This is a genomic window from Solibacillus merdavium (assembly GCF_014836935.1).
GTDB lineage: Bacteria > Bacillota > Bacilli > Bacillales_A > Planococcaceae > Solibacillus > Solibacillus ferritrahens.
This window is the reverse complement of record NZ_JACSPW010000005.1, coordinates 134,932-149,568: the sequence shown is the minus strand read 5'-3', so window position 1 is coordinate 149,568 and position 14,637 is coordinate 134,932. Positions and strand designations below refer to the sequence as shown.

Sequence of the window (14,637 nt, the reverse complement as noted above, 5' to 3'; positions counted from 1 at the left end):
GGGGAATGTTTCAATATTTGGATTTTATTATGAAATTGCCTCTTTTTTCTCAGCGGCAATAGCCCGTTTCTGGTGAAGTTGTACAGTTAAATAATTGATATAGCGTATCAAAACATAAAGCACTATAACGGATGAGAAGGTTAGCTGGAAATAGAAATAAGACGTTAACCATTGACTCGCAGTTTCTTTTTGTTCGAAGTAATGAATGACTGCATTGGTCGCGGTAGCCGAAATGACCAATGGGAAAGTGAAGGCTGCATAGCTCGGATAAAATGGGAGCTTAAGAGCACTCGGCAATTTCGTTAATACTAAAAGATACAACAGCTGAGCGACGATAAAGAAAGTGACGACAATAAATAATTGCGCTTCAAACTGCTTAAAGTAGGCTGCTAAACAAAGCGATGCTGGAGCGGTTAAAATCGTCAGCATCGGAATAGTAGGTTCAGGGAGATCTTTGCGAATAAAGCCACGTAAAATGATGATTGGTACTAAAATAACAATGGCACATACAGCAAAAATTAAAACGCCCTTAGTGAACGTTCCTGACAGATTACCTGCTGTTAAAGGCATTACAGCCGTACCGACAAATAAAATTAGCCAGCTTGGAAAGACCTGCGAAATCGTTACTTTATTTTTCCAAACAAACGTTTTAATGAAGTATAGAATAATTCCAATTTGCAAAGTAGCAGCAGCAATCCATAGCGTATGTATGAAAACTTCCTGAACGCCGTAGTAGTGTAACCCATTACTGATGGATAAAGTCCCCATTGTAAAGGTGGGGGATACGGATGCAATAATCGGATTTTGCATTTCCTTAACTACAGAAGAGAAAGCAAAAAGAATTTTCCCCACGATTAAAATAAACAGTAGTATGCCAATAAAAAAGAAAAAATGTCCTGTTAAGGATTGATTCATACTCAATAATAAATTTCCCAATGAAATGAAAGCGAGCATAAGACCGCTTATCGGAATAGGGATAACCTGCAATAAATTTCTCACGATGTTCCTCCAAAATATAAAAAATAGGTGAAATGTCTCTATGAAACATTTCATAAAATGTACACATTTGTCCAACATACCCTATTCTACTGCTTAATTTTTAATCCCACAACCGCAAACGTAAAATAGAATCATCTATCGTTACTGTTTTAATTGACACTGTTTCCGAAAATCCCTTACAGTGGAAAATAAAAGAAAGGGACGGTGATGAAATGGAGCGATGCAGTTGGGTGAAACTGGATGAGCCGGTTTATGTGAAATACCATGATGAGGAGTGGGGAGTACCGGTTTTTGATGACCGGAAATTGTTTGAAATGCTCTGTCTGGAAGGTGCACAGGCAGGATTGAGCTGGCTAACAATTTTAAAGCGCAGGGAAGGATACATAGAAGCATTCGATCAATTTGATGCCAATAAGATCGTCCATTACGATGAAGCAAAATTAACCGCATTAAAAAATGACGAGCGCATTATACGCAATCAGTTGAAAATCAATAGTGTTGTTACAAACGCGAAAAGCTACCTTGCCATTCAAAAGGAATATGGCTCTTTTTCAAATTATATATGGTCCTTTGTTGATGGCAAGCCAATTATCAACGAGTGGGAAAGCCCGCAAGAGGTTCCAATTACAACCGAAATAAGTGATCGGATGAGTAAACAGTTAAAAAAAGACGGATTTAAATTTGTCGGAAGTATCATTTGCTATTCTTATATGCAGGCTGTCGGTATGGTAAATGATCATACAATTAATTGCCATTGTTATAAAAACTTATCATGAGGTGAGTGTTTTGCACTTTCACCTCTTTGATTAAATAACCTTTATTAAAAAGGATAAACTAAGTTGATTGGAATGGAGGGAGCGACTTCAGCGGGAATAGCGGGACTGCCGATACACCGCAGGAAATTTATTTGCGACGAAAGCGTATGCGACAGAAGCAGCAAAGCGACGAGGAGGATTGGCACCCTCCCGCGAAACGCGTCCTCCGGAATGGGAATCAACGGTTTGCATTAGTTCACTCTATTTAAAACAAAAAAGACTGTTGGCAAACTCAAAGTGAGTTTGTCTACAGTCTTTTATTTTACAATCATCGCCGGGCATTGAACACGTTTCATCACTTTATGGGAAACACTACCTAAAACCATTTCCTGCAAACTATTTAATCCACGGCTGCCGATTACAACTAAATCTACATTTTGTGTATTGGCATATTTAATAATCTCTGGTCCGGGTGATCCATGAATCATTTCAACTTGGCATTTGATTTGCTCATCTTGGAATAGTTGTTCAATCGGTACAATCTTTTGGCGACGTTCCATATAAAGACCTTCATTGGAACTCGCATGCAATACTTCTGTTTTTACTTTAACCATATCAATGACAAAAATAATCGTTACCATTGTCTCGGCATTTATTTTCGCTATTTTTACAGCTTCCTTTGCTGCACGTAATGAGTTTTCTGAACCATCTGCGGCCAATAAAATATGTTGATACATAAAACCACTCCTAATCGGTTAATGTAGAACCTGTTAATTTTTTCATAAGCTGCTTGCTTGATTCATCAATATTTAAGAACGTTACTGTTATATTATTCGCTTTAAGTTGGTCCTTTACCTTCATTAAAGCCCCAATTGCTGAATCATCCCATACTTTACATTGTGTAAAATCAATTTGGATGGAAGGTTGCTCCATTGAGATCGATTTGAAATAGTTCATAAAGCTTTCCGTTGACGCAAAGAATAACTGACCTTTTACGAAATAAGTCGTACCTTGCTGTGAAACCGAGACACGCGAAATCTCATTTACAAAGAATAGGGCACTTACAACAATACCAGCCACAACACCGAGTGCTAAATTGTGTGTATACAGTACGACGCCTATTGTAAGGAGCATAACAAAAACGTCTTTCTTTGGTGCTGTCGTTGCATATTTAAATGAATGCCAGTCAAATTGTGTAATACACACAACAACCATAACACCAGCGAGTACAGGCATTGGAATCTGCACGACATAATCCCCTAAAACCAATATTAAAAACATTAAAAATACCCCAGCCACAAATGTAGACAGACGACCTCTTGCGCCGGACTTTACATTAATAACAGACTGTCCGATCATGGCACAGCCGGCCATACCACCGAAAAATCCATTGATGACATTGGCAATCCCTTGTCCGCGGGCTTCTTTGTTTTTATCACTTTCTGAAGTAGTCATATCATCGAGAATAGAAGCCGTTAATAAAGATTCCACCAAGCCGACAACAGCTAAAGCTAAAGAATAAGGTAAAATAATCATCAATGTTTCAAAAGTAAACGGAATATCGGGAATGAAAAAAGAAGGTAATGATTGCGTAATTGTTCCCATATCTCCAACTGTATTTAAATTAAACCCAGAATAAATTGCTACTATTGTTAAGATGACAACAGCAATTAAAGGCGCAGGAATCCCTTTTATGAAAAGAGGAATTAAGTAAATGAGCGCTATTGTTCCGAGTAAAAATAACCATGTCATGAGGTTCCCGCCAATAAAGTGGGGTGTTTGAGCGATAAAGACTAAAATGGCTAGTGAGTTTACAAAGCCAATCATGACCGCATTCGGAATAAACTTCATTAGTCTAGCAATTTTTAAAGCGCCAAAAATAATTTGAATAATTCCAGTTAGGATAGTGGCAGCCAATAAATATTGTAATCCATGGTCCTTTACAAGTGACACGATGACAAGGGCCATCGCACCTGTTGCTGCAGAGATCATCGCTGGGCGTCCGCCAACAAAGCTGATTGTTACAGCGATAACAAAGGAGGCATACAGTCCGACCATCGGATCTACTCCTGCTAAAATAGAAAAAGCAATTGCTTCCGGAATGAGTGCCAATGCAACAACTAAACCTGCCAGTACATCCGCACGTATATTTCCAAACCATTGCTCGCGTAAATTGTCCATATTTGGTATAGCTCCTTTAAATAATCTTCTACTATAATATCATGCGACCAAGATGGTGCGATAGCTTTTAAAAGCTCAACTGAGTTAATAAGCATTTGGACACAACGAAAATATCCATTTCCAAAAAAGGAAATGGATATTTTTCTGCATTTATTCCCAAATTGATTTCCGTTATTAACTCGGTTATTTTACTGAACCACTAATAAATTGTTCGTCCTGATAATACATGTTTTTAACGAGCACATTGGGGCCGAGGCATTTTACGGCAGGGCAGTGACAGTTTAGGCTTTTTGCTAAATCCGTTTCGAGCCATTTATCAAAGATTGCTGGTAAAGAATCAGTGCTAATGTTACCTAAAGCCGGTGTATCGCCAAAGTCTGTCACGATAACATCACCTGTGAAAATATTAATATTTAAACGTGAACGGCCATCCGGGTCATTACGCATCGTTACATTCGGAGCGTTGCGTAATCGTTCTAGTAATTTTTGGTCTTCCTCAGTTTTACTGCAAGGATAAAAGGGAAGAGTACCAAAAAGCATCCAAGTATTTTCATCACGATTATCCAATAAATGATGAATCGCTTCACGCGTTTCCTCAAGTGATAATGATGTTAAGGCACTGGCGAAATCTGATGGATACATCGGGTGAATTTCATGACGCGCACATTTCATTTCCTCTACAATTTGCTTATGGATATGGTCTAAATAAGGCAATGTTTTTTTGTTCAACATTGTTTCAGCCGATACCATTACACCATTTTCAGCAAGCATTTTAGAGTTGTCAATCATCCGTTGAAATAAAGCAGCACGTTGATCAAATGTCGGTTTTCGTTCCATCATGGCAAAGCCCGTTTCAACGAATTCTTCAATCGTACCCCAGTTATGGGAGATATGCATTACGTCCAGATATGGTGCGATTTCGAGGTAGCGTTCACCATCAATTGTTAAATTGGAGTTCATTTGTGTACGGACACCGCGACTATGCGCATATTTTAAAAGCGGTAAAACATATTCACGCACAGATTTGCGTGACATCATTGGTTCTCCGCCTGTAATCGAGATTGTTTGAAGATGAGGAATTTCATCTAACCGCTTTAAAATTAAGTCGATTGGTAAAGCATCGGGATCTTTTGTCTGTAATGTATAGCCAACAGCGCAGTGTGCACAGCGCATATTGCATAATGTAGTTGTAGTAAATTCAATATTTGATAAAGTCAACTTACCATGTTTTTCTATATCCATATAGGCTTCCCATGGGTCGTAGCTTGTCGTAATATTTTGTTTTTCTAATGTAGTCATTTTAGTTCGATACTTCCTTTCCAACAATTTATTTTCTCATAAATTGGTTGAGATGCAACCTAAAACCTTATTTAACTTGGATTTATTATGAAGGAGAGAGCACCTGGAAACGAATCAACAAAAAAACTACCTGACGTTTTTTAACATACAGGTAGCATGCTATTTAGCTTATTTCATCCATGTTGTAAGTAATCTGACTGTTGTTCTCGCTGTAAAATTTCGAGCCAAACGAATTGTCTACCATTGTTTCAGCGAGATAAATTTTAGAAAAATTGACTGCCTGAATATTAAAATTGAACTTTGCATTTTGAATGATGCAGTTAGTCGCATGCAAAACAGAGTTGTTCTGCACATAAATATCCGATTCGCGACCTTCTGTTAACTGTGTTGCTTTAAGTTCCACGGTAGATTCCGAATCAATCCATATTTGCGGATAGCCGTGATTGGAAATGAATGAATCCTGAATAAGTGCCTCGGCATGATTTTTGATAATAAAGCCATTCCGTTCGCCTTCCAAGAGTTCACTGTTTTTAAAAATTATTGAACTATCATTGACGATTATCTGTGGCATTTTATGCGAGGAAATTTGACTTTCCATAATATGCACCGATGTATCTTTCATCGCTATTATGCCGTTCGTTTGCCCGTCAATGATTTTGGAATTTTGAATATTAGCATTTATATGATCAATCATTTCTATTTGAGCGCCTGTTCCATCCTTAATAATGGAATCGATAATGTCCAGTTGGCAATGGTCAATAACAAAAATACTTTTTCCTCCGATCAATTCACTATGACTAATATGAATCGAACTATTGTTTTTTCCTGCAATATGCGCCAAGTCATTATGATTGAATTGGCAGTTATCTACTGTCGTCTTAGCATTATTAACCGCAAATAATCCATTCCCATTATTGTGATGAATTGTTGTATTCAATAAAAAAAGTTCTGCGTCGATTACTGTAAGTGCAGCATTTTTATGGCCTGTAATTGTACTGGATACAATGGAGCACGATGCCCCTTTCTCCGTAAAGACACCAATTTGCTTACCATCCTCAATCGTTACACTTTTTAATGTACATATTGAATTTTCTGTGATGAATAGTTGTGGTAGTACATTGTGCGCGAAAACTGTATCGATAAAGTTTGCAATCGATTTTTCCTTTAATTGAATTCCTACACCCTGGCAATTGAATATTTCGCTATTTGTCATATTCAGCAAAGATTCGAAAGTGAGCTGTACATTTGCTATTTTATGAAAAGATACTAAAGTATCGGAAATCGTTGCTTCCGCATATTCTCGCAGCATAATACCCGATTCACTTCCATGCTGTATTTGACTCTCGCTTACGTTCAATGTGCTTTTTTGAATCCATAGTTGAGGAAGGGTATGATGATGAACGATAGTTTGAGCGAGATGAATTTTCGAATGTTCCGATGCATATATACCATTACCTTCGCCTTGCTTTATCTCACATTCTTTCAAATCCAGTAGCGAATGGTCCTGTACGACAATTTGCGTACCTGTATGGTGATGGACTTTTACATTATTTAAAAAGGCATTGGATTTCGATTTAGCCCAAATGGCTTGATTTCCTTTAGATAGCTCACAATTTTCCAGATGGACAGTGGAGTTTTCTACGAGTAGATGCACTTTTTTGTTTCGTTCAAAATGGCAGTATTCAAAATTTGCTTTACTGTCTGAAATAAGTGTTATGCCAATATCTGTGGCATCTCTGAAATGAGTTTTTTCACATTGCGCGGTGCCACCATTCATTGCGATTAGGACATTTGTTAGCCCCCCTTGAACGACACAGTTTTTTAAAATCAATTGACCTTCCACAAAAATTTGAGACGTAGGTTGAATGGTCATGTTTTCAAAAGTAACGACAGCCCCTTTAGCAATGAGTATCGCACCTTCAATGACAACGGTTCCTGCACTTTTAGCAGTAATCGTTTTACTGTCGAGAAAAGTTAACGTCTCTTTATATTTGCCGGCATTAACGACGATTATATCGTCATTCGTTGCCTTTTGAACTGCTCGGCTGATTGTTTTAACCTTTGAAAAAAATGAAGTAGACACTTTTACTATCACCATACGATTCCTCCTGCAAAACATGCTATATGTAATATGTTCACGTAAAATAACGAAAATAATCATTTAGTTTTAAATTTACATTAAAAAATTGTTTCAGTTGCTACTATTTAAAGTAGTATGAAACGAACTGAATTATTCCTCCAATTAAATGAAAGACATGTCAAATTCAAGAAAATAGGTTTAAAAATCAGTTAGGAAGTGAAATTTATTATGTAGAGTAATACATAAAATCCATACATTGCAGATTTCTTAGTAGAAGAAAAGGGAGTGTAATATGGTAAAAAGATTACAAATAATACAACAACAATTAAATGAGTGTTTTTATGATAGAGAGGAAGAAATCGAAGCGTTATTAATTGCGTTATTATCTAAACAACATGTGTTATTTATAGGTCCAGCGGGTACAGGTAAGAGTGTCTTATCGTCCATGCTTGGCTCCATTGTCGATGAAAGTCGCTACTTTCAGCATTTGCTCACACCTTTCAGTACACCCGAAGAGTTATTTGGTGTGCTGTCATTGAAAGATTTGGAACAGGGAATTTATAGGCGGAATGTAACAAATATGCTTCCGGAAGCGCATTTTGCTTTTATCGATGAAATTTTCAAAGCGAATTCAGCTATATTAAATTCATTGCTAACACTGATTAATGAGCGGGTATATTATAACAACGGGGTGCCCGTTCCTTCTCCTCTTTTAACGATGGTAGGCTCCTCCAATGAATATATAGAAGAAGGGGAAGGACTGGAAGCGTTATTTGACCGCTTCTTACTTCGCTATGAGGTGGATTATATTCGTGATGAGGATTCATTCATCTCCATGCTAAAGGATCAAACTGATAAGACCGTTTCAAAAATGTCGCTGGAAGAGCTGTATGAACATCAGGAAAGAGCAGCCCAAATTGTTGTTTCGGATGGAATCTTAAAAATAATTGCTAAAATTCGTAAAGCATTGCAGGATGAGGGGATTAGACCTTCTGATCGCCGGTTTAAACAGTCTCTTTCCATTTTAAAGGCTAAAGCTTACTTAGCTGAAAGAACCGAAGTTGTTAGAGAAGATTTAGCGATTATGGCGAATGTTTTATGGGAAACAATTGATCAAAAAAACACTGCTAAAGAAATTATTCATGAAGTTGCTTTCGATACAGTCGATGCATTTATTCACCGTACGACAACTGAATTCGAAATGATTATGATGACTGCACAGACTACATTACTTCATAGGACACCATTAGCAAAAACAGAACTTAGCCAATTATTATTACAGGGGAAAACATTATTTATGGAAGTTCAAAATATGAATCGCCAAATGCCTAACCGTCCGGAATTACAAAGTTTAAAAACGGAAATGCATAAACAATTACTCCGAATTACGTCGGATGTTATCGGCTTTTAATCAAAGCTTTAAGGTGGTGAACGGTGTTTGAGTAACGTACTTGTTTTGTATAATCGTTCGGTTTTCGAAATAGGTGGGAGCTATAAAGTACGGTTTAATGAGCTTTTAAAAATGGCTGCAAGGTTAAATGACTGCTGTATAGCAGGAGAAAAGAAGATAGCTGGCTTTACGAATTTAATTGGGGATTGCTGGTATGCCTTTTATCATAAAGAGCCTATCTTAAAAGGGAATATAAATCGTGTCGGTGATACACAATATGAATTTATCCAACATTTACTGAAAAATGACGAATATGCAAAATGGCACACTTTGACACAAGGAGACGATTTATTAAGCGTCCTTACATCAATCAGTATTGCGGAACAGCTACTTCAAAATTTAGAGCTTTTAAATAATAAAACGTATGCAAAAAATTCCCAACAGAGCGGCCAGGATATTACCGTCAATACTGCACAAATGAAAGCGCATATTCAACAGCTTGGAAAAACTTCGATTAGTATGATGCTTCAGGAAAATAAAAAGAAAATCCGCAATACAAAAAAAGCGGTTCGAACAGTCGGTACAATGGACGGCAAAAAAATCGAAAATATACCTTTGTCGGAACAATTTAAGCTAGCATCACTTATTGGTCAGCGAAAGGAACTGCAACGAATTGCCGACTTAGTTGGTCGTTTTAAAAAAATCGCCATGAAAAAACAAAAGATGAAAAATCAGCAAAATATGGAATTTCGAAATATTTCAATTGGACATGAAGTGTCGCGAATACTACCGCTCGAATTAGCCAATTATATGATGAGGCCAAGTAAGCTGGATTTTTTAAAACGACTAAGTGAACAGCAGACCTTCGTATTTGGTACGAAAGGGAAAGCACGTAAAGGGAAGGGACCCATTATTGTCTGTATTGATGAAAGCAGTTCCATGACATCGATAAAAGAGCAAAGCAAAGCATTTTGTATTGCACTATTAACAATCGCCAAAAAGCAAAAAAGAGACTTTGCCATTGTTCCATTTGCAACCAATTTAGGAGAAGTCGTATTTTTTAGAAAAGGTCAAGCGACTACCGACGATTTAATCCAATTCAGCAATAGCTTCCTAGGTGGCGGTACGAATTACGAGTTACCACTTCGTGAATCGTTAAATATTTTATTGAAAAGTGAGTTCAATAAAGCGGATCTATTGTTTGTTACGGATGGTTCGAGTTTTCTGCCAACAAGATTTGTCGAAGAATTTAATCAATTAAAAAAGAAAAAACAATTCGAATGTACAGCTGTTGTTTTAACAAATTTATATAATGCAATTGATTTAAATGTCGTCCAAAAATTTTCAGATCGTGTCATTGAAGTAAATGAACTATTTGAAGCTGGTGATGCGTTCGTTCTATAGGTGCGAATTGGTGTTATAAAATCATCCCTTTCCAAATTTGCGTATGTTCTCCTAGTAAAAAAGCTTACCGTCTCTTACAATGGTATAGATAATAATGGGTATATGATTTAGGGGGCGTTTTTTTGTTAGTGGAAGATTATGATGAATTATTTGAAATGTCGGTAGATGAACGAAAACATTATATTCAGTTGAATCCTACCATTGTGGAAAATTTACTGGACGGAGTTGGCAAAGAAGATGCTGCCATTCGAGACAAGTTAAATTATCGTTTGTTTATCCAACTTTTAACGGAAAATGCGCTAAGCGAAAAGATGATTAATCAATTTGTCGATCATCTTTTTGCGGATAAAGGACTACTTGCCAATATTGGTGAAAGTGGAACAGGCGCGGTTTTTCAACGGTCATATTCTGCCCTGTATTTAGCGGCAATTGTAAATGCTGATCGACAACTTTCTTATTTAAATAAGGAACAATTGGAACAGATTACACAAAATGCGATTGATTTATTATTGAAGGAACAGGATCTACGCAGCTATGTTAATTTACAGTCCGGTTGGGCGCATAGTGTTGCAAATGCTTGTGAGCTCTTATGTGCAATTATCGAACACCCCGAGTATTCAATTCGCTTCACTTTCCAAATATTGCAGGCGATCCGTGCAAATCTATGGAAAGACTATGTATTCATTGATGATGAAGACGAACGTTTTTGCAATGTCATTAACGCCATGATAGTAAAGGGTATTGAGGAAGACTTATTCATTGAATGGTTTGAACAGCTTTTTGACCAGCTGGAAGCAGCTGCTTACTCGCAGGGGTACAGTGCACTTTGGTATAAAGCAAGAACTAATCAATTAAATTTAAGCAAAACACTTTACTTCTATTTGAAATTTGCAAATCGACATGAAAAGTTACGGAGTATCGTATCAATATTCATACAGCGGTGGATAAAGTTAGGTTAACTTTTGTTTTACTGCTATAATGAATTTTGTGAAAAAAGTGTTATGAAGCAATCAAAACCTTCCATATAAATAGGATTTAATTTTGGTAAGGAAATTGTTGGTAAGTATAGTGTGAGGCTAACTTTCTAACGACATAGGATTTCTAAATAATATTGTAGAATAAATATGTATTTCCGATAGGTCATAATTAAAACTTATTGTAAAAGATAATAATAATGCAATTTACTTATGTATAAAAATGCGCTATTATTGAGTGTGGAGAAAAGAGCTTTATAACCTTTTCGATTATAAAAACTAGGGGGAACACAAAAAATGGCAAACTTACACAACAGTCGTGCTTCATTTGAAGTGAACGGTAAGACTTACAACTACTACCGTTTAGCTGCTCTTGAAGAAGCTGGTATCGCAAAAATTTCACGCCTACCTTACTCAATTAAAGTATTATTAGAATCAGTATTACGTCAATATGACAACTATGTAATTAAAGAAGAGCATGTAAACGAATTAGCAAAATTCGGTTCTCACAACAAAGAAGCTGAAGTACCATTCAAGCCTTCACGCGTTGTATTACAAGATTTCACTGGTGTACCAGTAGTAGTTGACTTAGCTTCATTACGTTCTGCAATGAAAGAAATGGGTGGAGACCCAGCTAAAATCAACCCAGCTATCCCAGTTGACCTTGTAATTGACCACTCAGTACAAGTAGACAAATACGGTAACGCTGCAGCTTTACAAGCGAACATGGATTTAGAGTTCGAACGTAACGCTGAACGTTATAACTTCTTAAAATGGGCTCAAACTGCTTATGATAACTTCCGTGCTGTACCACCTGCAACAGGTATCGTACACCAAGTTAACTTAGAGTATTTAGCTCCAATCGTACACGTTAACGAAACAGAAGAAGGTTTAGTAGCATTCCCTGACTCAGTAGTAGGTACTGACTCTCACACAACTATGATCAACGGTATCGGTGTTCTAGGTTGGGGTGTTGGTGGTATCGAAGCTGAAGCTGGTATGTTAGGTCAACCATCTTACTTCCCAATTCCTGATGTTATCGGTGTTAAATTAGTTGGCGAATTACCAAACGGTACAACTGCTACTGACTTAGCATTAAAAGTAACACAAGTATTACGTGCTCGTGGCGTAGTAAACAAATTCGTTGAGTTCTTCGGACCTGGCGTACCTGCTTTACCACTTGCTGACCGTGCAACAATCTCTAACATGGCTCCAGAATATGGTGCTACTTGTGGTTTCTTCGCAGTTGACGAAGAATCATTAAAATACATGCGTTTAACTGGCCGTGACGAAGAGCATATTGCTGTTGTTGAAGCTTACTTAAAAGCTAACGACATGTTCTTTGATGCTGACATTGAGCCAGTATACACAGACGTAATAGAAATTAACCTTGGGGACATCGAAGCAAACCTTTCTGGTCCTAAACGTCCACAAGATTTAATTCCTTTAACTGAAATGAAACGTGTTTACCGTGAATCAGTAGTAGCTCCACAAGGTACTCAAGGTTTCGGTTTAACAGAAGAAGAATTCTCTAAAACATCAACTGCTAAATTTGCAGAAGGTGATTTAGAAATTCCAGCAGGTGCTGTAGCAATCGCTGCCATCACTTCTTGTACAAACACTTCTAACCCATACGTATTATTAGCTGCTGGTTTAGTTGCTAAAAAAGCGGTTGAGTTAGGAATCAAACCTGCTAAGTGGGTTAAAACTTCTTTAGCACCAGGTTCTAAAGTAGTAACTGGTTACCTAGAAGAGTCAGGTTTACAAGACTACTTCGACCAAATCGGTTTCAACACTGTAGGTTACGGTTGTACAACATGTATCGGTAACTCAGGTCCTTTATTACCAGAATTAGAAGAAGCAATCAAATCAAACGATTTATTCGTAACTTCTGTATTATCAGGTAACCGTAACTTTGAAGGCCGTGTACACCCATTAGTAAAAGCTAACTTCTTAGCTTCACCACCATTAGTTGTTGCTTACGCTTTAGCTGGTACTGTAGATATCGACTTACAAAAAGACGCTATCGCACAAACTCCAGACGGTAAAGATGTATTCTTCGCTGACATCTGGCCATCAACTGAAGAAGTTAATGAAGTATTAAATAGAGTTGTTACTCGTGAATTATTCCAAAAAGAATACGAAACAGTATTCACTGCTAACGAAGCTTGGAATGCAATCGAAACTTCAACTGAAAACTTATATACTTTCGATGAAAAATCAACTTACATCCAAAACCCACCATTCTTCACTGGTCTTTCTAAAGAGCCAGATGCTATCCAAACATTAGCTGGAATGCGTGTAATGGCTAAGTTCGGTGACTCTATCACTACTGACCATATCTCTCCTGCAGGTGCGATTGGTAAAGATACACCAGCTGGTAAGTATTTAATCGAAAACGGTGTTGCAATCCGTGACTTCAACTCTTACGGATCTCGTCGTGGTAACCACGAAGTTATGATGCGCGGTACATTCGCGAACATCCGTATCCGTAACCAAATCGCTCCAGGTACAGAAGGTGGTTTCACTACTTACTGGCCAACAGGCGAAGTTGAGTACATTTACGATGCTTGCATGAAGTACCAAGAGCAAGGTACTGGCTTAGTAGTATTAGCTGGTAACGACTACGGTATGGGTTCATCTCGTGACTGGGCTGCTAAAGGTACATTCTTATTAGGCGTTAAAACTGTAATCGCACAATCTTATGAGCGTATTCACCGTTCTAACCTAGTAATGATGGGCGTATTACCACTACAATTTATGGATGGCGATTCTGCTGATTCATTAGGATTAAAAGGTGACGAAATCATCGACGTTAACTTAACTGATGATGTTAAACCACGCGATATCCTAACTGTTACTGCAACTTCTCCAGAAGGTAAAGTAACTGAGTTCAAAGCGTTAGCTCGTTTCGACTCAGAAGTAGAAGTAGACTACTACCGTCACGGTGGTATCCTACAAATGGTATTACGTGCTAAAGCTGCACAACAATAATACTGTTCAATAAATAAACAGATTAACAAAAGTAGCACAAACCATTAACCTGGTTTGTGCTACTTTTTTTATGAAGAAAAGTCTCGATCGACCAGCTTTTGGGAGTGTATATATAAAATTATACTAACAGTCTTTAAGTGCCGAATACTGGAGCTGTACTGTCGAATAAGTACTCTGAAGTGTCGAATAAAAATAAAAGTGGCGAAAAAAGGATGTTAAGTGACGAATATCTTGGTTGTATTGACGATTAAGCTGTGCGAAGTGGCGATTAAGTGGAATGAACTGTCTAATATCTCAAAACGAATGGAGAATAAATCGCCCAACACTCAAAATTGGCGAATATATTATTTTAAGTGTCGAATACCGGAGTTGTACTGGCGAATAAGTGCTTTGAAGTGACGAAAAAAATAAAGGTGGCGAAAAAAGGATGTTAAGTGGCGAATATCTCGGTTGCCTTGACTATTAAGCTAGAGTAATTGAGTGACAATAATGGAAAGCTAAAAATTTTTCTTACAAAAAAACTCAATATTTTGTTAATTCTACGTTAATTTTCCGGAAAAT

At 37.4% G+C, this 14,637-nt stretch carries 10 protein-coding genes; 5 read left to right on the top strand and 5 right to left on the bottom strand.

Features of this window, described 5'->3' with window-relative positions:
• Positions 1 to 27: 27 nt before the first annotated feature.
• Positions 28 to 999 (bottom strand): TDT family transporter, encoded by a 972-nt coding sequence (locus tag H9632_RS07360; RefSeq protein ID WP_191703466.1) that lies wholly within the window; start codon positions 997 to 999, stop codon positions 28 to 30.
• A 212-nt stretch (positions 1,000 to 1,211) separates the two neighbouring features.
• On the opposite strand from H9632_RS07360, the gene H9632_RS07355 reads away from it, so the two are divergent.
• The gene (locus H9632_RS07355) at positions 1,212 to 1,775 is read left to right on the top strand and encodes a DNA-3-methyladenine glycosylase I (RefSeq protein WP_191703465.1); all 564 of its coding nucleotides are present in this window, start codon (positions 1,212 to 1,214) and stop codon (positions 1,773 to 1,775) included.
• 296 nt (positions 1,776 to 2,071) lie between these two features.
• Here the strand turns inward: H9632_RS07355 and H9632_RS07350 are convergent, their stop codons facing one another.
• From H9632_RS07350 to H9632_RS07335, 4 genes are all read right to left on the bottom strand, one after another.
• Positions 2,072 to 2,491, bottom strand: coding sequence for a universal stress protein (locus H9632_RS07350; RefSeq protein WP_191703464.1), 420 nt, complete (start codon positions 2,489 to 2,491; stop codon positions 2,072 to 2,074).
• Positions 2,492 to 2,501: 10 nt separating this feature from the next.
• Entirely contained in the window at positions 2,502 to 3,935 is a 1,434-nt protein-coding gene (locus H9632_RS07345) for a SulP family inorganic anion transporter (RefSeq protein ID WP_191703463.1), read from the bottom strand.
• A 183-nt stretch (positions 3,936 to 4,118) separates the two neighbouring features.
• A complete protein-coding gene (gene yfkAB / locus H9632_RS07340) occupies positions 4,119 to 5,234 on the bottom strand; it encodes a radical SAM/CxCxxxxC motif protein YfkAB (RefSeq protein WP_191703462.1) in 1,116 nt (371 codons plus the stop codon).
• A 163-nt stretch (positions 5,235 to 5,397) separates the two neighbouring features.
• Complete coding sequence (locus H9632_RS07335) at positions 5,398 to 7,332, bottom strand: right-handed parallel beta-helix repeat-containing protein (protein WP_191703461.1); 1,935 nt, start codon at positions 7,330 to 7,332, stop codon at positions 5,398 to 5,400.
• A 274-nt stretch (positions 7,333 to 7,606) separates the two neighbouring features.
• Between H9632_RS07335 and H9632_RS07330 the strand changes: the two genes are divergently transcribed.
• The 4 genes from H9632_RS07330 (at position 7,607) to acnA (ending at position 14,076) form a co-directional block, all read left to right on the top strand.
• Positions 7,607 to 8,725 (top strand): AAA family ATPase, encoded by a 1,119-nt coding sequence (locus H9632_RS07330; RefSeq protein WP_191703460.1) that lies wholly within the window; start codon positions 7,607 to 7,609, stop codon positions 8,723 to 8,725.
• Positions 8,726 to 8,752: 27 nt separating this feature from the next.
• Positions 8,753 to 10,108 (top strand): vWA domain-containing protein, encoded by a 1,356-nt coding sequence (locus H9632_RS07325; protein ID WP_225223726.1) that lies wholly within the window; start codon positions 8,753 to 8,755, stop codon positions 10,106 to 10,108.
• Positions 10,109 to 10,236: 128 nt separating this feature from the next.
• Complete coding sequence (locus tag H9632_RS07320; protein ID WP_318247682.1) at positions 10,237 to 11,067, top strand: DUF2785 domain-containing protein; 831 nt, start codon at positions 10,237 to 10,239, stop codon at positions 11,065 to 11,067.
• 312 nt (positions 11,068 to 11,379) lie between these two features.
• Entirely contained in the window at positions 11,380 to 14,076 is a 2,697-nt protein-coding gene (acnA, locus tag H9632_RS07315) for an aconitate hydratase AcnA (RefSeq protein ID WP_191703458.1), read from the top strand.
• Positions 14,077 to 14,637: the final 561 nt, after the last annotated feature.